Origin of the sequence: Methanosarcina sp. WWM596 (assembly GCF_000969965.1) — an archaeon.
Lineage (GTDB): Archaea > Halobacteriota > Methanosarcinia > Methanosarcinales > Methanosarcinaceae > Methanosarcina.
This window is the reverse complement of record NZ_CP009503.1, coordinates 34,747-54,527: the sequence shown is the minus strand read 5'-3', so window position 1 is coordinate 54,527 and position 19,781 is coordinate 34,747. Positions and strand designations below refer to the sequence as shown.

Sequence of the window (19,781 nt, the reverse complement as noted above, 5' to 3'; positions counted from 1 at the left end):
CGAAAAGAAGTGGCAAATACCTTTGAAAAAATAGGAAATTCAGAAGCAAAACCCCTTATCAATGCATTGGAAACAGAGCCACAAAACACTAAAAAATATGAAGAAATGTGTGGAGTTGACCCTGAAGATGAAAAAGCACAGGAGAAACTCTTAGGCGCATTAAAGAATGAGAAGAGTTACATGAGGGTCAGTTCCATATTTGCACTAGCGGAAATAGGAGATGAAAGTTCTGTCGAGTCTCTTGCTGAAGTGCTTATCAAAGACTTGAATCAGACTAAAGCCTGCGCCGCCTTTTCTCTTGGAGAAATCGGAAGCGAAAAGGCAGTTGAACCCTTATCGTTTGCCCTGAAAATGGATAAATACGACAGCGTAAAAGAATGTTGCGCAATCTCCCTTGGAAAAATAGGAGATCAAAGGGCAGTAGAACCCCTTATAATGGCTTTGAACGAAGGTTATTCAGTAAAAAGTTGTGCAGCTCTTGCTCTTGGAGAAATAGGAAATCAGAGGGCTGTTAAACCTCTGATACCGCTACTAGACAGTGAAAAACCCGAAGTAAGGAGAAATGCAGCTCTGGCCCTTGGAGCAATAGGGGATGAAAAAGCAGTTAAATCTTTAACTTTGGTACTGCAAGATGAAGACGAAACTGTGAGAACTGCTGCAGTATGGGCTCTTGGAAATATAGGTGATGCCACAGCTGTGGATGTGCTCAATAGTGCTGCAGCAGATGGAAATGAAACATTCAGGTGTACCACTTTAGAAGCTTTGGGAAAAATAAACGACTCAAAAGCAATCGGAACTTTGGAAAAAGCTCTTGAAGATGATAACGTCAGAATTCAAATTTCAGCTATTACTGCTTTGGGAAAGATAAAAGATGAAAAAGCAACTGAAATTCTTGTCAGAGCTTTGGGAGATAATAATAAAGAAGTAAGAAGCTGCGTCTCAAATGCTCTTATTAACAGAAAAGAAGAGGCTGTAGAACCTCTTATAAGAAGTCTGAGCGATGAAAACGAGAATATCAGGGAAAACTCTGTGCTCCTGCTAATTGAAATTGGAGATGAGAGGGCAGTAGACCCTCTAATTAAGTACCTGGAGACAAATACCAGAACTCAACCTGAAACCCTTAAAATCACAGCTGTTCAGAAGATAAAAGCGGACTCTGAAGAAGACTTGATTTATTCATACAATACAAAAGTCATTCCTCCAGGAGATTTTGAAATAAGTAGTGACGATATCACGAAAAAAGTAACCCTGCAGGGGAAAACTGCAGTTGTGACGCCGGAGAATTCATCACAGGAAACAGAATCTGCTACAAAAGAGACAACCTCGAAAAACCAGGCAGAAAAAGATACGCAGGCTGTCTTAAATCCAGATCAGAGCTCTGAAAAGAGAGATAAAATTCAGGAGCCCGAACCTGTTGAAGAAACAGGATTGTCTGTGGATAAGATCTACATGCTGAGAGGGATGGTGTCAGCGGTTCTAATCATCATTCTTTACTCAAAAAGAAAATGAAGCAAAAAAAGAATTTCAGCCTCGCAGCATCAAAAAATCTGCTGTCCTGAAGCTGATGAACAAAAAATAGGCAGCATGAAGCACCAAACTATCTAAAGCATAATTATCTTGGCAAGCTCTCATGTGCTTGATTATACTTTTCAAGTGCGTAACTCCTAATTAAAAGACCAACTTAGATGGTATGGAAGACGGGACTTCAGCTGAAACTCAGGAAAATGAAACTTAAACCAGGCGAATAAGATCTTCAAGTGCAGCCTTGGGGTCTGTAGCTTTCACGATTCCAGACGCAAGAAGCACCCCCTGCGAGCCAAGATCAAGAGCTGCCCTGAGGTCTTCACCTTTTGAAATTCCGGCACCACAGAGCACTTTTACGCCTGGCTTGATCTTTGCAACGGCTTCTACCGAACCGCTAACAACTTCGGGGTCGGCTTTTGAGACAGGAATTCCACTGCCTATGAGCTCCGGAGGTTCAATTGCTACATAATCAGGTTCAAGAGCTGCAGCTGCTGCCGTTGTAGGGACATTATTAGTACATATTACTGCCCTTAGTCCAAATTCTTTTGCCGCTTTCAGGGAAGCTTCAATTTCTGCAAGGGTCAGGCGCCTTTCAGAATGATTGATCAGAGTCCCAACAGCTCCTGCTTCTTTTACACATTTTCCGAAAACATGACCTGTAAAACTTCCTGCCCCTATACCGTCCAGATGCTGGGAAAAGACCGGAAGTTCAACCTCGGAAGCTACCCTGTAAATATCCGGGAGTTGAGGAGCTACTGCAATCTCGATACCTGATTCTTCGGATACGGCTTTGCAGGCTTTTGCAATTTCAACTGCTTCGTAGCCTGTGCCCTGCAAATAAGTTTTGTAGTTCAGTAAAATGAATGGTGAACCCAAGAAAAATCCCCTCCTGACAAATGGAAAGAAAACGAAAAAGAAAAAAGCGTGAAAACTCACGCTTTCAGAAGTCTGTCATAACTCTGAACTGGTCGATTTCAGGTTTGTTAAGGCTGTTAATGAACTGCTCAGCCATTTCCCTGATATCCTTTGCATTGGTGATAGCACGTCCGACCACAAGGATATCAGCACCCTGGCTAAGGGCTACAGGCACCTTGTCGAGACGGACTCCGCCTGCAACAGCAATAAGAGCCTTTGGAGCAACCTTCTTGATATCGGCAATATTGCCCCAAGCGTGTTCAGTACCTTCGATGTCAATTCCACGGTGGAGTTCAATGACATCAGGCATGACCTTAAGCTGCTTCAAGACAAAAATCGGATCGTGCTGGTTGAGAGTGTCCATGACAGCATAGATGCCTGTCTTGTGGGCTTCTTCAATGAGTTTGTCAATAGTGCTGATAGGGGCAAGAGCAGATACCACAATGGCATCTCCTGCAGCGTCTGCAACCATTCTTGCTTCAAGATTCCCGGTATCCAGGGTCTTTAGGTCAGCAACGATGAAAGCATCGGGCCTGACCTGTCTGATCTTGGAAATCACGTCCACACCGTAGCGCTTGATAAGGGGCGTCCCTGCTTCGATGATGACGTGATCGCTGTTCGGAATCTGGGAAATAGCCGAAAGCACGAACTCGATGTTCGGGTTGTCAAAAGCAATCTGCAGATAAGGTGGATCCCAGAGCCTGGTGACTTTAAAGCCCATGATAGCATGGGTGGACTTGTTGCTCTCTTCAAGCACAGTGTCGATGTCCGGGAAGCCTTCAAGAGCGCGCTTGAGTGCAAGCTTTGTGGCACCGTAATTGTACCTGTAGATCTTGTTATAGTCCTGGGCATCAGGGTGGATAAAGACGCTAGCTACAATGACAAGGTCTTCAGCCTGGTCCTTTGTGATTACGCCTTCTTCTACTGAGTCTGCTACTGCTTTTGCAACTGCTGACTGGGCAGGCCCGAAAATTTTTGATGCCTGCTCCATGTTCTTTACAGTAACCTTCGGGATAATAAGAGTTGAAGGTTTAGGCGGCAGATTTGGCCTGATAACGGAAAGGAGGGGGGTGTGTCCAGCTGAAAGCTGGGTCAGGCCATTTGCAAAAGCCTGTCCTACAGGACCCTCCTTGTCTCCTATCATCAAATCAACATGGGCAAGTTCTGCACCCTGCCCCATTAATGCTTCTCCTATCTGAAACATGTTTGACCTCGTAAATGCGATGAAAGTAATATTAAGTGTTATGAAGTGTTTGATAGTTAGTTGCTTGAGAGCGAATTTGTTATTGAACTATGGGGTAGCATAACCCTTTTGCCTGCTAAACGCCAGCCTGATATAAATAATCTTGGATCATCCCAAACAGTTTTTCGACAGCTCACAGGTTCTCTACACTTTGATTCCACAATCACGGAGTTTTCAAAACCCTCCGCTTAAAGGAGAATTTTAGGACACATATCGTTCAGGACGCAGACTTCACACCTTGGAGAAATCGGCCGGCAGACGTTCTGCCCTAATTTTACAAGCAAGAGATTTATATGTTTCCAGTACTTCTGCGGAAAAATTTTTTTTAACTCAGTCTCAGTCTCCTCAGGAGCTTTTGTCTCTACCAGCCCAAGCCTGTTAGAAATCCTGTGAACGTGTGTATCGACCGCAAGGGCATCTTTAAGGAAAGCATGAGCAAGTACGCAGTTAGCAGTCTTTCGGCCAACACCCGGCAATTTAAGGAGAGTTTCCATATCATCCGAAACCCTGCCATTGTATTCTTCAAGTAGAATCCTGGAAATCTCCTTTATCCTTCCAGCTTTGACCCTGTAAAAGCCCACATCTCTTATAAGCTCTTCAAGCTCTTCAACATCAGCCTCGACCATTTCCTCAGGAGTTGAGAATCTCTCAAAAAGCCTCTTTGCTGCAGGATAGGTTACATCGTCCCGGGTCCTGTGGGACATAACAGTGGAGATTAACACAAAAAAAGGATCTCTCGAGCCATCAGTATAGCCCTCTGGATAAAGTTCAAAAAGCCTCCGCATGAGTTCATCAAGGTCCATGCCCAGAGTTAACATTCTCTTGATATAAAAATACCAAATTAAAACTGTAATTCAGTAAGTAAATAAAAAAAAATAAAAACAGATCCTGTAGAGAAGTCCTGGATGAGTCTTAGAGCGTGTCTTAAAATTAAATTTGATTCTACAATGGTCTTTCATACATCGAGCGAGTAAGCCTGATGTAATAAATTTACAGTCTGAATTTAAAGTCAGCAATGGCCACAGTCCAAATGTAGAAATGGTTTGAATTTTAAGACAGCCTCTTAGAGAATCCTAGAGAAGTTCAAATTGGAGAAGTCTGAATAAAGACGAAAAAAATGGATTCAAAAAAAGGGCAGATGAAGAAATTTTCAAAATAAAGACAAAAACTATTTTGAGAAACAAGAAATGTTTGAGAAAAAGAAGAAATTTAAAAGCCAAGATCCGGATTCGAACCGGAATGGAATCGCTCTGCAGGCGATTGCGTAGCCGCTCCGCCATCTTGGCACAAAGTGGATTCTCTTAAAGCACTTTATTGAATATATAGTTTTAGGTTAAATAGAATATTAAAAGAGAAAAAGCCAAGATCCGGATTCGAACCGGAATGGAATCGCTCTGCAGGCGATTGCGTAGCCGCTCCGCCATCTTGGCACTTTTGAGCACGTATTAATCGTGTAGATGCAATTAAAGTAATTTCTAATATATAAACATTTAGCTTGAAGCAATGAATCCATAAAAAATTTAAGAATTATATTAGAATTGAGTTATCGTGGCATATGCAATTGATCCTACCAGAACTACCATAATTATGACAAGTAAGATGATCACGACAGTGGGCAAGAGTACAGCTATCGCCGATTTGGCCATGCTTACATCATGTACAACCATACCGCCCACAATGTAGAGATATATCCCGTAAAGCCCGAAGACCCAGCCGATAAGAGGAACCCAGGAGACCACCATTACGGCGGTTGCATAAGATATGAACCTTACAGTGCCTTCATAAGTTCCGGAACCTCCAAGCACCCTATAAATAACATAGAATATCGCAGCTCCGATAAAGATAGAGATGATCCCCACAATCGGGGCCATAATCGCAGTCATAATTGCAGTGGAAAAACCAAATTCGGTGATACCACCGTACCCATACATGCCTCTCATCATTCCGCGGTTAAAAAGTCCGGTTAAAAGCCCGTATATGAGATAACTGAGTGCTGCAAAGGTAAGAGGATCATTATATCCTCCGGTCGTTGGCATTTTTCTGTAAAATTCAGACGGCCTTTGTATAACTTCTTTCCAGGTTTCGATATAATCCATTATTTTCCCCATTAAAAATATGTATGAACAGTATTTAAAGAGATTTGTAGGAATAAAGTCAACTACCCCTGAGCTAAAGACTCAGGGGTTTCCTGCTGAAAATTTATGAAAGTCTAAAAGTGAAAGCCTAAACTTCGCTAAGATAGTATTTCCTGTCTTATAGCAAGCGTTCAGCTTCAATTATTAAGCTGAGCGCGCCCGCCGAGACTTAGCCAGTGTGCCGAAGTAGAATACCAGTAACTCAAAAAAGTTGAGCATGATTTCTGATTTTATAAAAAGCATAACTAAAAGAGAGACGGAACATAAAAATCAAGTAACAAAAGCAGCAGGACAAAAAAAGCAATGAAAAACTTAGAAGGGCTCAAAAGAATAAACAGGATCAAAAAATATCGGAAAACTATGTCAACAACATGTAAAAACAATTCAAAAAAACAATTCAAAAAAACAATTTCAGAATAGAGTTAAAGTAGTATAGGGTGAGTTTGGCAGCGATCCAGAGTTCCCGAAGGCTCGCACACCCGAGTTTCGTGTCGGGAGCACGAAGTCCGTTTCACTCGCTTCGCTCGCTCAAGCAGACAACGTAACAAGAGAAAGAAGAATTCAAAAAAACATTTCAAAAAATCAATATCAAAAAATCAATTTAAAAAATCAATATTAAAAAATCAATTTAAAAAATCAATATTAAAAAATCAATTTAAAAAATCAATATTAAAAAATCAATTTAAAAAATCAATTCAAAAAATCAATTCAAAAAAACATTTCAAAAAAACAATTTCAGAATAGAGTTAAAGTAGTATAGGGTGAGTTTGGCAGCGATCCAGAGTTCCCGAAGGCTCGCACACTTCAGTACAGTAAGGAACGTGGACAGGCTTATCTTCTGTGTTCGGGATGGGTACAGGAGTTACCCTGCCGCTATGGCCGCCAAACTCTACCTATAAATGGGATATGGGAAAAGTCATGTATAGATGTGCTGCATACTGAATTTCGCCTGGACCTGAATTAGGTGAAAGGAACGGATAGTTAGTGAACGCGGACTGAACACCTCGTTGCCTTGGTGCTTACATCCCGTTTCTATCAAACCGGTCTTCTACCGGAATCCTTAGAGAGGTCTCTTTTTAGGTCAGATTTCGAGCTTAGATGCATTCAGCTCTTATTCCTTAGCGCGTAGCTGCCCGGCAATGCCTTGTCAGACAACCGGTACACCAGTGGCGCCGCTGCTTGGTTCCTCTCGTACTAAAAGCAGCTTACCCGCAGACCTCTGGCACCTCTAGTAGATAGTAACCGACCTGTCTCACGACGGTCTAAACCCAGCTCACGATCTCCTTTAATAGGCGAACAACCTCACCCTTGGCCGATGCTGCACGGCCAGGATGGAAAGAACCGACATCGAGGTAGCAAGCTGCCGGGTCGATATGTACTCTTGCCGGCAACGACTCAATTATCCCCGGGGTAACTTTTCTGTCATTTTTGGCCCCCACCAAGGAGGCTCAAAAGTTCGCTAGAACCGACTTTCGTCTCGTCATCCACTGCTTTGCTGAATAACGTCAGGCTGACTTATACTCTTGCACTCTTCAGCGAGTTTCCGACCCGCTTGAGTCAACCATTGCGCGCCCTTGATATCTTTTCAAGGGCGTCCCGCCCCAGGCAAACTGCCCACCTATCGGGGTCCTCTTCGCAGAGTTAGGGTCGTAGTTCCAGAAGGGTAGTGTCCCAATTGTGGCTCCACAGATGCTGGCGCACCCGCTTCGACGCCTCCTACCTACTCTGTACATCCAGAACCACAACCCAACGACAGGCTGCAGTAAAGCTCCACGGGGTCTTCACTTCCCCCTAGAGGTCTCTAGACTGTGCACTAGAATGTAAGCTTCACCGGACTCCAGTTAGGGACAGTAGGGCTCTCATTGATCCATTCATGCAAGTCGCCAATTAAGCGACAAGGTACTACGCTACCTTAAGAGGGTCATAGTTACCCCCGCTGTTTACAGGCCCTTCTTCCCGTTGAACCGGGGTTTCAGGTACCTGCACTGAGCAGGATTCAGAGATTGTACTAGCCCTTACGGGTTTGCAATCTCCTATGTTGGTATTAGACAGTTAGAGCCCCCTGGTCACTGCGACCTGCTGTCTTCACAGCAGGCACTCCTTCTCCCGAAGTTACGGAGCTAATTTGCCGAATTCCCTTAACTGAATTACTCCGACACGCCTTAGCCTTTTCAGCTAGGGGCACCTGTGTCAGTTCTCGGTACGGACATTTAGCTGTCCTTTTCACGGGTTCCTGGGTGCAGCCGACTTAAGCCATTACAGATTCGCCCGATTCTCGCCATTACGGCTCTCCACGGGATTCGCTGCTTAGACGGCGCGACGACGCCGCTCGGCTTGCCCGGAAACGTCAGAACTAAGTGCTAAATGGTACAGGAATATTAACCTGTTTCCCTTTTGGCGTACTCGAATTACGGTACGTCTTAGGACCGACTAACCCTCGGCTGACGATCATTGCCGAGGAAACCTGGCCCCTTCGGCGGCAGGGATTCTCACCCTGCTTTGCTGCTACTATTACCAGGATTTTCGTTTGTGAACGGTCCACAGGACTTTACAGCCCTGCTTCAGCCCGAACACAACGCCTTCCTACGAGATTACCTTGCGGTACTCCGTGGTATCGGTGGTCGACTTGAGCCCCGTCAATTTTCGGGGCCCCAAACCTCGACTGGTGAGCTGTTACGCACTCTTTGAAGGGTAGCTGCTTCTAAGCTAACCTTCCAGCTGTCTTGGGCTTGGGACGCCCTTTAGCGTTAACACTTAGTCGACACTTGGGGACCTTAACCACGGGCTGGGTTGTCTCCCTTACGGACTACAAGCTTACCCCAGTAGTCCGGACTCCGACTGTCTCAGATGACGGTGGGTTTGGAGTTTGACAGGCGGGCGAGGGATTTCTCCCCCGGAACCGCCAATCAGTGCTCTACTCCACCGACGATCTCAAGTCAGGTCATGCTGCGACATGTTTCGGAAGGAACCAGCGGATGCCGGGTTAGATTAGCATTTCACTACGAGACGCAGGTCACACGAATGATTTGCAGATCAATACCGCTTGCGGTCCTCCACGTAGCTTTCGCCACGCTTCAACCTGCCCACGCCTAGATCACCCGGCTTCGGGTCGTACCCCGGTGACTCCACGCACTTGTATACGTCGTGCCTCGCCCGAAGGCTGCGCACATGTTGCTTTCGCTTCGGCTGCCCAGATAAAAGGTTAGCCATCGCCACCAAGATACACTCCCTGGCCCGTTCTTCAAAACGTAAGATACAACACTGGCAGTGACATTCGTACTACATCCTCGCGGATGATTTCTTCATGTCAAAGATCCTTTCATGCCGTATCGTTCCATCACTATCAGGTTTCAGGCACTTTGCACCTCCCTTCTCGGGGTACTTTTCAGCGTTCGGTCACCCTACTATTTCGCTATCGGTCTCAAGGAGTATTTAGTTTTGGAGATTGGTGACCCCCAGATTCCCGCACGATATCCAACGCACGGTACTCAGGGACATGTTCCGGTCTGTTAGCTTACACCTAAGTGACTGTCACACTCTATGGTCTGCCGTTCCAGGCAAGTTCGGTTTTGCCGCAAGACGTTTGAACAGCCCTACAACACCACATTTCCCCGAAGGGATTCGGTTTGAACTGTGCCGGTTTCACTCGCCGTTACTAGCGGCATCTCAATTGATTTCTTTTCCAGCTCCTACTGAGATGTTTCAATTCGGAGCGTTCCCGATCATTACTGATCACTATGGAGAGGTCCCATTCGGAGATCCCGGGTTCATTGGATCCATGCACCTATCCCGGGCTTATCGCAGCTTGGCACGTCCTTCATCAGCTCTTGAGCCGAGCCATCCACCTGATAGCATAACTCCTGTTACACCTAACCAGGTCCAGTTAGCGTTCAATATACAGCACCTATACACGACTTCATATGCCTGCGGTTCCGCGCAGGCTATCCATCCTTCCCCGATAAACTACTTATCGGGTGCATTTGATGAGTTATAATTCGAATTTATTAATGGGGTGAGGATTTGTACGGTTTATCGGCATCTGGGTGATAGTGTTTTTAGCTTAGGAGGTGATCCAGCCGCAGATTCCCCTACGGCTACCTTGTTACGACTTAACCCCCCTTGCAAAATTCAGGTTCGAACACGGCACAGAGTCCGTGCCCTCACCCATACCTCACTCGGGTGGTTTGACGGGCGGTGTGTGCAAGGAGCAGGGACGTATTCACCACGCTATATTGAAACGCGATTACTACGGATTCCAGCTTCACGAGGGCGAGTTACAGCCCTCGATCCGAACTACGGATGGGTTTGTGAGATTACCAGCCCCTTTCGGGGGAGGGACCCATTGTCCCATCCATTGTAGCCCGCGTGTAGCCCGGGAGATTCGGGGCATACTGACCTACCGTGGCCCGCACCTTCCTCCGATTTAACACCGGCGGTCCCCACAGAGTACCCATCGTCCCGGAGGACATGCTGGTAACAGTGGGCACGGGTCTCGCTCGTTGCCTGACTTAACAGGATGCTTCACAGTACGAACTGGCGACGGCCATGCACCTCCTCTCAGCGATTCAGGCAAAGTCTTCAGCTTGGCCTACATATTGCTGTCGCCCCCGGTGAGTTGTCCGGCGTTGAGTCCAATTAAACCGCAGGCTCCACCCGTTGTTGTGCTCCCCCGCCAATTCCTTTAAGTTTCAGCCTTGCGGCCGTACTTCCCAGGTGGCTCGCTTCACGGCTTCCCTGCGGCACCAGACACGGTCGCGCCATGCCTGACACCTAGCGAGCATCGTTTACGGCTGGGACTACCCGGGTATCTAATCCGGTTCGTGCCCCCAGCTTTCGTCCCTCACCGTCGAACCCGTTCTGGTAAGACGCCTTCGCCACAGGTGGTCCCACAGGGATTACAAGATTTCACTCCTACCCCTGTAGTACCTCTTACCTCTCCCGGTTCCAAGCCTGGCAGTATCCCCCGAAAGCCTAATAGTTAAGCTATCAGATTTCCCGGAGGACTGACCAAACCGGCTACGGACCCTTTAGACCCAATAATCACGATCACCACTCGGGCCGCCGGTGTTACCGCGGCGGCTGGCACCGGTCTTGCCCGGCCCTTGCTAACAGGTGTAGTTTAAACACCCGGACAGCCAGCATATGATGCTGGCACTCGGTGTCCCCTTATCACGGTTTCCCGCATTGTAAAGTTTTCGCGCCTGCTGCGCCCCGTAGGGCCTGGATTCATGTCTCAGAATCCATCTCCGGGCTCTTGCTCTCACAACCCGTACCCGTCGTTGGCTAGTAGGTACATTACACCCACTACTACCTGATAGGCCGCAGATCCATCCTTGGGCAGACGAATCCATTTGACGCATAAAGCATTCCAGCAGATATGCGGTATCCGGAATTATCCCCAGTTTCCCGGGGTTATGCCGGACCCAAGGGCAGGTTATCCACGTGTTACTGAGCAGTACGCCATGTTCACGAAGAACATATGACTCGCATGGCTTAGACGAACACCGATAGCAGTAACCTCTGGCAGGATCAACCAGAATTGTTATAGCACACTTGAAATTAAAGGTCTTGGTCGCAGAAACTTGCACTAACAACTATCTAATTCAGTTAGTTCATTTCGCGATAGATATTTGAAAAAACATCTATCACCCAGAATTAACCGAACCGACAAATCCTCGTCAGACAGGAAATAACTCCTGTCTCCATTAAAAGATGAAAGAGATTTTGAATATCAACCCACACATTTACTCTGTGCGAGGGATTCATACAAGGTATTTCTTGTATATAAACCTTCTTATTGTTCTCCCACGCATTTGCGCCTTGTGAGGGATAGATACAAGGTATTTCTTGTATATATACTTATTCCTTCAAGGAAGGTCGAACAAATTGAAAGATGGAAAGTGAATAGTTGAAAGATTTCAAAGGAGTTGTCCTTTAGAACCCTTAACTTTGTCCGTTTTTATTAGCGATCGTTTGTAAAAACAAACCGCTCAGGCACTTTTTATTCCGTTTTTCAGGTTTCGTTTTTAAGTACCTGTTCCGTTTTTCGAACTCTGTTTTTCAAATTCCGTTTTTCACCTTCGGGATGTCTTGTGACACCCTGAGAAGCAACCCTAGAATGGGGCATCTACTATAAATAATTTTCTATCAAACGCTCAAAAAAGTAAAGTTCCAATCAAACATTTAAAAATATACATGATGTTTATATACCAGAAGTGTACATTCAAATTGATGATTACTATGGATGTACACACTGAAAGAAGGGATCGATTTTTACATCGAACCCATGCAGAATAAAAAAGTAACTATTTTTGACACAACACTGCGTGACGGAGAACAAACCCCGGGCGTATCCCTGACTTCTACCCAGAAGCTGGAAATTGCTCATCAACTCGACAAACTCGGGGTAGACATAATAGAAGCTGGATTTCCCATCTCTTCAGAAGGAGATAAAGAATCCGTAAAATCGATTTCTAATGCCGGGCTTGAAACCATAGTCTGCGGACTTGCTCGCGTACTGAAAAAAGACATCGATGCCTGTTTTGATAGTGATGTTGGCCTTGTGCATACCTTCGTCCCGACCTCAGATGTACAGCGGATCTATACCATTAAAAAGAGCCAGGAAGAAGTAATCCAACTGGCTGTAGAAGCTGTCCAGTACATCAAAGACCACGGGCTGAAGTGCATGTTTTCTGCAATGGATGCCACCAGAACTGACCCTGAATATCTCATAGAGGTTTTCAAGGCAGTCCAGGAGGCAGGATGCGATATCATTAACGTGCCGGACACTGTCGGCATCATGGTTCCATCTGCAATGTACAGACAGATCAAAGACATTGCAACTGAAATTACGATTCCGATAGACGTACACTGTCACAATGATTTCGGACTTGCAGTAGCAAACAGCCTTATGGCCGTTGAAGCCGGGGCATCTCAGGTACAGGTCACTATAAATGGCATTGGGGAGAGGGCAGGAAATGCTGACCTTTCCCAGGCAGTGATGAGCCTGAAGTCAATCTACGGTGCAAAAACCAATATCCGGACAGAATACCTTGTAGAAACTTCAAAAATGATTGAAAACTACACCGGAATCAGGCTTCCACCAAACACGCCTGTGGTCGGGCAAAACGCCTTTTCCCATGAATCGGGAATTCACAGTCAGGGAGTGCTTGAAAAATCCGATACTTTCGAACCCGGTATTATGACCCCGGAAATGGTCGGGCACAGACGTCGCATCGTCCTTGGAAAGCACACAGGCAAACATGCTGTCAAACAGTCCCTTGAGTCTGCTGGCATAAAAACCAGTGAAAAGCAGCTCGACGAGATTGTGCTCAGGATCAAAGAAATCGCAAACAAAGGTAAACAGATAACAGACGCCGATCTCTATGCAATCGCCTCTGCGGTGCTCGGAAAAGCAAGTTCTGATGAAGAACTGATTAAACTCAAAGAAGTATCCGTCATGACAGGAAACATCATCACACCTACGGCTGTGGTCAAGGCAAATATCGAAGGAAAAGAAATCATTTCAGCAAAAACCGGAGTTGGCCCTGTAGACGCCGCCCTCAACGCTGTAAGGGATATCCTGGGCGAAAGCAACCATTTTAAGCTTCAGGAATTCAGGATCGATGCTATCACGGGAGGAGCTGACGCTCTTGCCGATGTGTACATAGGCCTCCAAAACGAAAAGGGCAGGATTGTAACAGCACGGTCCGCAAACCCGGACATAGTCATGGCTTCCGTGGAAGCCCTTGTAAACGCTATGAACCTGCTGTATAAAAAATAAGAAAAAAGCTAAAACGGCAAAGAGAAAAGGGCTGAAGCTTTGAGCCGGAAAATAATACCGGAAATAACAACTCAAAGCCTGAAACCGGATAAGGCAAGATACCTGTTAATTTTCGGGTTTGTATTCCCCAAGCATGTATAAGGTAAAATAAAATGAAATAGAATACAAACCCATGCCTTATCCAATCATTGATTCTCATTGTCACCTTGATTTTCCCAAATTCAACCCCGACAGGGAAGAGGCTATCCTCCGCGCCCGAAAAGCAGGAGTTATCGGGATGATCAACTCCGGAATTTCCCTTAAAGGCAACCGCATGAGTCTTGAGCTTGCGGAAAAGAATGAAGATATCCATGCTGCACTGGGACTGAACCCTGACATCGGCAGAGAGGGAAACGATGACATTATCAACTCTATCCTTGCCCAGATCGAAGCTAATGCCGAAAACGCAGTGGGTATAGGAGAAGCCGGCCTGGATTTTCAGGACTGCAAAACAAATGAAGAACGTCAACGACAGACAGCTTCGTTTGAAAAAGTAATCGAGATTGCAAAAAATCTGGACAAACCCCTTGTAGTACATGCCCGGATGGCTGAAGCAGAAGTCCTTAAACTTGTAAAAGGGGTGGATACCGTAGTCTATCACTGCTATAGTGGTTCCCTTGAGACCATGCAGGAAATCGTAGACGCAGGCTACTATATTTCCCTGGCTACCCTTGTCTGTTTTTCCGAACATCACCAGAACCTTGCAGCCAAGGTCCCCCTTGAAAACCTGCTCCTGGAAACCGATAGTCCTTTCCTCTCCCCCCGCAAAGGCAGAAACGAGCCTGCATATATAGCGGATTCGATCCCGGTTGTAGCGCAGGTTAAGGAAATGGAGCCTGCAGAAATTGCAAGAGACACCACTGAAAACGCGCGCAAGGTTTTCGGAATCTAAGGTTTTAAAATCGTTTCTGAGATAAAAGAAAAGAAAGAAGAAGGGAAAAAAGAAAAAACAGAAAGAGGAACAGAAGAGGAAGAAATATGGAAGTCCGATACATCTGCCCCACAGCCTACGATTCCAGTGTTTACCTTGTAAACGGGAAAGTCCTGATCGATGCTGGAATGAACAGTGACCTGATCATCAGGGAACTTGAAAAATCTATCAAGCTTACTGACCTTGAACTAATCGTCCTGACCCACTGCCACTATGATCACACTGCCGCAGCTGCAATAATTGCAGAGAAGAGTGGAGCAAAAGTTGGAATCCACAGGGCAGACCTTGAAGGCGTAAACGATGAGTATCTAAGTGTTTCCGTGCTCTTTGGAGACCGCGCCCCGGCTGTCAGGCCAACAGTTGTCTATGAGGAAGGGGACAAAATCCCCATAGGAAAAGAGGAATGCCTTGAAGTCATCCACACCCCAGGTCATTCAAAAGGGAGCATCTGCCTCTATGAACCTATCTCAAAAAGCCTCTTTTCAGGAGACACCGTCTTTCCAGGCGGTGGTTTCGGAAGGATGGACTTTGAAGGTTCAGAGCCTGAAAAAATGCTTGGTTCCATAGAAAAACTCACAAAACTCGATGTAAAAACCCTGTACTCGGGGCATGGAGCCCCTAATGACAGAGACGGGAACAAACAGGTCCAGGCTTCTTATACAATGCTAAAGATGATGATGGGAGTTTGAAGGCAGCGAATAAGAAAAAGAGATTAAAAGACTGGAAGAAGAGGTTAAAAGACTGGGAGTCCGGAAGCAGATTATGGTAAAAGATACATCAGTCCCGACAGGAAATAAAAAATTCAACCTGGAAAAAACAAATAAAAAAAAGGATAAAAACCCGGATAGAGAAAAGTCTGCTAGGAAAACCGGTCTTTTTGTTCCAAAAAAAGTAGAAACCGGAAAAGAAATAAAATCCGGGACTCGAACCTCAAGAAAACCCGGAAGGACAAAGCCGGAAGCTTCAGCAGGAGAAGGAAAAACATCCGAATCGAGGCCTGAAACTAAAACCAGAAAAAAGGAAAAAAAGCAGAAAAAAACCTATTCTCCATCTCTCCCTGCATCAATGTTTCTTCCGATGAGCCCTGAAGAAGTAAAAGCTAACGGTTGGAAGGAACTTGATATTATACTGGTCACAGGAGACGCCTATGTGGACCACTCCAGTTTCGGGACTGCAATAATAGGAAGGGTCCTTGAAGATGCCGGCTTCAGGGTAGGAATAATTGCCCAACCACGCTGGGACAGCCCTGAAGACTTCAGAAAACTTGGAAAACCCAGACTCTTTTTTTCCGTAAGTGCAGGAAACACTGACTCAATGGTCAGCAACCTGACTGCGGGTCTTAAGCCGCGAGATAAAGATGCATATTCACCTGAAGGCAAAAAAGGACTTCGTCCGAACCGTGCCGTGATTATCTATTCAAACAGGATAAAAGAAGCTTTCCCTGGGGTGACGATAGTGCTCGGAGGAATTGAAGCTTCCCTGCGGCGCTTTGCTCATTACGATTATCTTTCTGATAAAGTAAGACAGTCAATTCTGGCCGACGCCCCTGCAGACCTTGTTGTCTACGGAATGGGAGAACTCCAGATTGTAGAAATTGCAACGCGCCTTCAAGCTGGAGAGGACATACGGGATATCAGAGACATCCCCGGCACGGTCTGGAAAATGGAAGTCAAAGCCTGGAAAGAGCTGAAAGAACAGAACAAAAAGGCAGCCAAGGAAGCAACCGAATTTTTCAGGAAATACCTCGAAATTCCTTCCTTTTCCGAAGTTTCTCAGGACAAAGCAACCTTTGCAAATGCTTTCCGCACATACTTCCTGGAACTGAACCCGGTCACAGGAAAAGGTGTAGTTCAGCCTCACCCGAAAACTGTTATTGTACAGAACAGGCCCATGCGCCCTCTGACAGAGGCAGAACTTGACCATTTATATGAGCTACCGTTCACGGGAGAAACCCACCCCTTCTACCCCGAGCCCATCCCTGCCCTTGAAATGGTAAAATTCTCCCTGACAACGCACAGGGGCTGTTTCGGAGGTTGTGCTTTTTGCGCCATCACCCAGCACCAGGGGCGCATGATAGCAAGCCGCAGCATTGAGTCCGTCCTCAGGGAAGCAAAGAAGCTGACAGAAAAACCGGATTTCAAAGGCATAATCAATGGAGTCGGAGGCCCCACTGCCAATATGTACGGCATGAGGTGTAGTTCCTGGGAAAAGAAGGGAGCCTGCCTGGACAAAGCCTGCCTTTACCCGCGTATCTGCCCCTCTCTTGACACAAGCCATAAAAAACTGCTTGAATTGATGCAGCGCCTGCGCGAACTTCCCGGGGTCAGGCAGGTCTTTACAGGTTACGGTGTGCGCTACGACCTGGCTCTTGAAGATGAAGAGTACCTCGAAGAACTTTGCACCCACCACATAAGCGGACAGCTGCGGGTTGCACCCGAACACTTCTCAAAGCGAGTAACCGATGTAATGTCCAAGCCTGGCAGAGAAGTTTATGAGAAATTTGCCGGAAAGTTTGCAGTCCTTAACAAAAAATGTGGCAAGAACCAGTATATAGTAAACTACCTGATGTCAGGACATCCGGGCTGCACCCTTGAAGATATGATCGAAATGGCAGAGTATGTGCGGGACCATGGGGGCTACACAGAACAGGTCCAGGACTTTACCCCAACCCCGATGACAGTATCAACCTGCATGTATTACACAGGGCTTGACCCTTTTACAGGAAAAGCGGTATACGTTGCCCGGGATAAAAAAGAAAAAGCCATGCAAAGAGCCCTCATGCACTATAGAAGTCCTGCAAACTATGAACTCGTATATGAAGCCCTGGAAAAAGCAGGGCGGCTCGATCTTGTGGGAAACGCCCATAATTGTTTGATAAGAAGAAAAGGCAAATAAGGAAAGTTATGAACTTCCGTATAAGAATTATAGCAAATCAATTAACTCCTCTTTACTTAAGCCAATTTGATGAAGAATATCGAGAAGAGTCCCTTTGGCAAGTCTTGCATGTAACGGAACAACTGTCCTGTAAGTTCCTTCGGGAGCGGTTTTTCAAAGTGAAACATGACTTCCTTTTCACCTCACGACAAGAAATCTTGCTTTCTGTAATGCATTTATAAGTTCTTTTCCGGTATACCACACCAAAAAAACCAAACCCCGGATTTTTGCTAATTTTCTTAGAACCCCTGGCATTCCCGCACAAGAGCTCTAAGTTTTCCGCTTATCTGCCCACAATAGGTATCCAGGGATCTTTCCTTGACCACAATTAGCAGGTTGTTCCCCCCATCCAGGCTAAAGTGAGCAACTATACCGTTGCCTTCAAGCACCCCGGAGTTTCCAGGTGAAGTTTCGATCCCGTAGGTCTGGAGTTTTTTCTTCAGACAGGAAAACAAGTCCGGAGTTATATTTCTAAACCTGATCCCCTGACACCCCTCCGTATCAATTTTCCTGCCACCCATACCTTTTCCCCCTCTGTTCCGAACAGGTTTTATCCTGAATTTTCAGGACCCATGGCACTCTTTCACAAAGCCCTTTATTTTCCCCGCCACTGCTCCGCAGCTGACGATAAACGGTTTCTCCGTGATTGTGATGGTAAGAGAAGATTTTCCGTCCCATTCAAAATCCGCCTCAACCCCCGATCCTGAGAGTTCTCCTCTGTTTCCCGGTGGTACATGGATGCCCGCATCCTGAAGTTTTTTCTTCATGCATTTAAACACATCGGGGGGGACATTCTTAAATGTTATTGGTTTACAACTCATAGATCATATCCTCCTATAAATTTCTAAAACTTACTTTCACCTGTATTGCCCAACAAACAACAGTCACCTTCAAGAAATAAAAATATAGCGTTGACAGCCCACGGACTGTTTATCATTGTATCCATCCAGGAAGAGAAAATCAGGAAGATAAAAATAATGTGATGTTTACAATTAAAAAATAGAAATCGCGAAAAAACAATTACTGATTTTGTACCAGGAACAGACCTCTTCTCAGAAGCAAAAAAGAAATTACTGAGTCGGAAAAAAACCGACCCGGAAAAAAATCAACCATAAACCTGTAGCTAATTCACTCCAGCGCCATTGCCACGAGTTCTACAATGTCGATAACTTCGACATCTCCACCTGCATCCCTGAGGTTCCTCACGCAGAGGGGACAGGAGGTAACTATGTAGTCCACACCTTCGGGCACGTCTTCAATACGCTTTCTTGCAAGTTCAAGGGAGATGTCGGGATATCCTATTCTGACTCCTCCCCCACCGCCGCAGCAGCGAGAGTTTTCTTTGATGTTTTTCATCTCCTTGAGGGTGCAGATAGCCTGAATAACTTTTCTGGGTGGGTCATAGACCTTGTTGTGCCTACCCAGGTGGCAGGGGTCATGGTAAGTAACTGTGAGGTCAAGGCGCTTCAGGTTCAGTTCGTCCAGGTGTTCGGCAAGGAACTCTGGGAGGCTGATGACCCTGAGCTCTTCAGGGTAGTTGTTCTTGAGTGTTGTATAACAACCGGCACAACCCGTGACGACGGTATGAGCTCCCACTTTCCGAATCTGCTCAAGGTTGTGCTCCATGATTTTTTCTGCATCTTCCCGGAAACCCGTACGGAGGAGGGGGGAAGCACAGCACTGCTCGTCCGGCAGGAGGGTGACCCCGAAGCGCTGCAAAACCTCAAAAGTCTTTTTTGCAAATTCCGGATAACGGTAGGAGTCAAAACAACCTACAAAGTAGACATAGTCGGACTTCTCCGGGAGTTTTGAACGTTCTGTATCAGACAGCCAGTGCAAGCGACTTCTTGTTTCCCCAAAAGAATTGCCACTGGTCGTAACTGCAGCCTTCAGCTTTTCCTGGGCTTCGGTTGTAACACCACATTTTACCAGCTGAGCACGGGCAGCTTCCACTACATCAGGAGGGTTTGCTCCGGCAGGGCATTTGGCAGCACAGATCCCACAGGTTGTGCAGGTAGAGAGGCTTGAGAGGACATCTTCGGATGGCGGCCTTCCTTCAAGCAGACTCTTAATGATAAGCATTCTTCCGCGTGTATTGGCGGACTCCCAGCCGACTACATCAAAGACCGGGCAGACTGAGCGGCAGGTTCCACACTGCACACATTTATAAACCGAACGGGGATCTATTTCAAAGGGCAACTCTTTGCCTTTAGTCTCACTTTTTTCTCTGGACTTACTTACTCTACTTTCTTTCATTTCTTCCGTTCTCTTAGTTTC

General features: G+C 46.1%; 12 protein-coding genes, 2 tRNA genes and 3 rRNA genes. 5 read left to right on the top strand and 12 right to left on the bottom strand.

Annotated features, from left to right (window positions below; all coding sequences use genetic code 11):
- Positions 1-9 precede the first annotated feature (9 nt).
- Positions 10-1,509 carry a HEAT repeat domain-containing protein gene (locus MSWHS_RS00220; protein WP_048158624.1) on the top strand — a complete coding sequence of 500 codons (1,500 nt, stop codon included), beginning with the start codon at positions 10-12 and terminating at the stop codon, positions 1,507-1,509.
- Positions 1,510-1,731: 222 nt separating this feature from the next.
- Here the strand turns inward: MSWHS_RS00220 and tpiA are convergent, their stop codons facing one another.
- From tpiA to MSWHS_RS00175, 9 genes are all read right to left on the bottom strand, one after another.
- Positions 1,732-2,400 (bottom strand): triose-phosphate isomerase, encoded by a 669-nt coding sequence (tpiA, locus tag MSWHS_RS00215; RefSeq protein ID WP_048125020.1) that lies wholly within the window; start codon positions 2,398-2,400, stop codon positions 1,732-1,734.
- Positions 2,401-2,464: 64 nt separating this feature from the next.
- Positions 2,465-3,643, bottom strand: a complete 1,179-nt coding sequence (locus MSWHS_RS00210; RefSeq protein WP_048125018.1) for a bifunctional 5,6,7,8-tetrahydromethanopterin hydro-lyase/3-hexulose-6-phosphate synthase — start codon at positions 3,641-3,643, stop codon at positions 2,465-2,467.
- A gap of 227 nt (positions 3,644-3,870) precedes the next feature.
- The gene (gene nth, locus MSWHS_RS00205) at positions 3,871-4,485 is read right to left on the bottom strand and encodes an endonuclease III (RefSeq protein WP_048130126.1); all 615 of its coding nucleotides are present in this window, start codon (positions 4,483-4,485) and stop codon (positions 3,871-3,873) included.
- 411 nt (positions 4,486-4,896) lie between these two features.
- Positions 4,897-4,968, bottom strand: a tRNA-Cys gene (locus MSWHS_RS00200).
- Positions 4,969-5,040: 72 nt separating this feature from the next.
- Positions 5,041-5,112 (bottom strand) — tRNA-Cys (locus tag MSWHS_RS00195).
- A gap of 102 nt (positions 5,113-5,214) precedes the next feature.
- Positions 5,215-5,778 carry a YIP1 family protein gene (locus MSWHS_RS00190; RefSeq protein WP_048125017.1) on the bottom strand — a complete coding sequence of 188 codons (564 nt, stop codon included), beginning with the start codon at positions 5,776-5,778 and terminating at the stop codon, positions 5,215-5,217.
- Positions 5,779-6,582: 804 nt separating this feature from the next.
- Positions 6,583-6,704 (bottom strand): 5S ribosomal RNA (gene rrf, locus MSWHS_RS00185).
- A 74-nt stretch (positions 6,705-6,778) separates the two neighbouring features.
- Positions 6,779-9,683 (bottom strand): 23S ribosomal RNA (locus tag MSWHS_RS00180).
- A gap of 196 nt (positions 9,684-9,879) precedes the next feature.
- Positions 9,880-11,357 (bottom strand): 16S ribosomal RNA (locus tag MSWHS_RS00175).
- The 16S, 23S and 5S rRNA genes sit together here, the layout of an rRNA operon.
- Before the next feature lie 704 nt (positions 11,358-12,061).
- Here MSWHS_RS00175 and MSWHS_RS00170 point away from each other — a divergent pair.
- The 4 genes from MSWHS_RS00170 (at position 12,062) to MSWHS_RS00155 (ending at position 17,465) form a co-directional block, all read left to right on the top strand.
- On the top strand, positions 12,062-13,600 hold the full coding sequence (locus MSWHS_RS00170; protein WP_048158623.1) for a 2-isopropylmalate synthase: 1,539 nt from the start codon (positions 12,062-12,064) through the stop codon (positions 13,598-13,600).
- A 172-nt stretch (positions 13,601-13,772) separates the two neighbouring features.
- Positions 13,773-14,531: a TatD family hydrolase gene (locus MSWHS_RS00165; protein WP_048158622.1), complete on the top strand. Its 759-nt coding sequence runs from the start codon at positions 13,773-13,775 to the stop codon at positions 14,529-14,531.
- Between the two features lie 86 nt (positions 14,532-14,617).
- Positions 14,618-15,259, top strand: a complete 642-nt coding sequence (locus MSWHS_RS00160; protein WP_048125010.1) for an MBL fold metallo-hydrolase — start codon at positions 14,618-14,620, stop codon at positions 15,257-15,259.
- A gap of 388 nt (positions 15,260-15,647) precedes the next feature.
- Positions 15,648-17,465, top strand: a complete 1,818-nt coding sequence (locus MSWHS_RS00155; RefSeq protein WP_048159514.1) for a YgiQ family radical SAM protein — start codon at positions 15,648-15,650, stop codon at positions 17,463-17,465.
- Positions 17,466-17,743: 278 nt separating this feature from the next.
- Here MSWHS_RS00155 and MSWHS_RS00150 read toward each other — a convergent pair whose 3' ends face one another.
- The 3 genes from MSWHS_RS00150 to MSWHS_RS00140 form a co-directional block, all read right to left on the bottom strand.
- A complete protein-coding gene (locus MSWHS_RS00150) occupies positions 17,744-18,025 on the bottom strand; it encodes a hypothetical protein (RefSeq protein ID WP_048125007.1) in 282 nt (93 codons plus the stop codon).
- A 42-nt stretch (positions 18,026-18,067) separates the two neighbouring features.
- The gene (locus tag MSWHS_RS00145; protein ID WP_048125005.1) at positions 18,068-18,325 is read right to left on the bottom strand and encodes a hypothetical protein; all 258 of its coding nucleotides are present in this window, start codon (positions 18,323-18,325) and stop codon (positions 18,068-18,070) included.
- A gap of 307 nt (positions 18,326-18,632) precedes the next feature.
- The gene (locus MSWHS_RS00140; protein WP_369798547.1) at positions 18,633-19,760 is read right to left on the bottom strand and encodes a (Fe-S)-binding protein; all 1,128 of its coding nucleotides are present in this window, start codon (positions 19,758-19,760) and stop codon (positions 18,633-18,635) included.
- Positions 19,761-19,781 lie beyond the last annotated feature (21 nt).

Bases quoted from the DNA above. Each gene is read 5' to 3' on its own strand.
- MSWHS_RS00210 (WP_048125018.1), bottom strand. From the start codon at position 3,643: ATGTTTCAGATAGGAGAAGCATTAATGGGGCAGGGTGCAGAACTTGCC.
- nth (WP_048130126.1), bottom strand. From the start codon at position 4,485: ATGGACCTTGATGAACTCATGCGGAGGCTTTTTGAACTTTATCCAGAG.
- MSWHS_RS00190 (WP_048125017.1), bottom strand. From the start codon at position 5,778: ATGGATTATATCGAAACCTGGAAAGAAGTTATACAAAGGCCGTCTGAA.
- MSWHS_RS00170 (WP_048158623.1), top strand. From the start codon at position 12,062: ATGTACACACTGAAAGAAGGGATCGATTTTTACATCGAACCCATGCAG.
- MSWHS_RS00165 (WP_048158622.1), top strand. From the start codon at position 13,773: ATGCCTTATCCAATCATTGATTCTCATTGTCACCTTGATTTTCCCAAA.
- MSWHS_RS00160 (WP_048125010.1), top strand. From the start codon at position 14,618: ATGGAAGTCCGATACATCTGCCCCACAGCCTACGATTCCAGTGTTTAC.
- MSWHS_RS00155 (WP_048159514.1), top strand. From the start codon at position 15,648: ATGAGCCCTGAAGAAGTAAAAGCTAACGGTTGGAAGGAACTTGATATT.
- MSWHS_RS00150 (WP_048125007.1), bottom strand. From the start codon at position 18,025: ATGGGTGGCAGGAAAATTGATACGGAGGGGTGTCAGGGGATCAGGTTT.
- MSWHS_RS00145 (WP_048125005.1), bottom strand. From the start codon at position 18,325: ATGAGTTGTAAACCAATAACATTTAAGAATGTCCCCCCCGATGTGTTT.
- MSWHS_RS00140 (WP_369798547.1), bottom strand. From the start codon at position 19,760: ATGAAAGAAAGTAGAGTAAGTAAGTCCAGAGAAAAAAGTGAGACTAAA.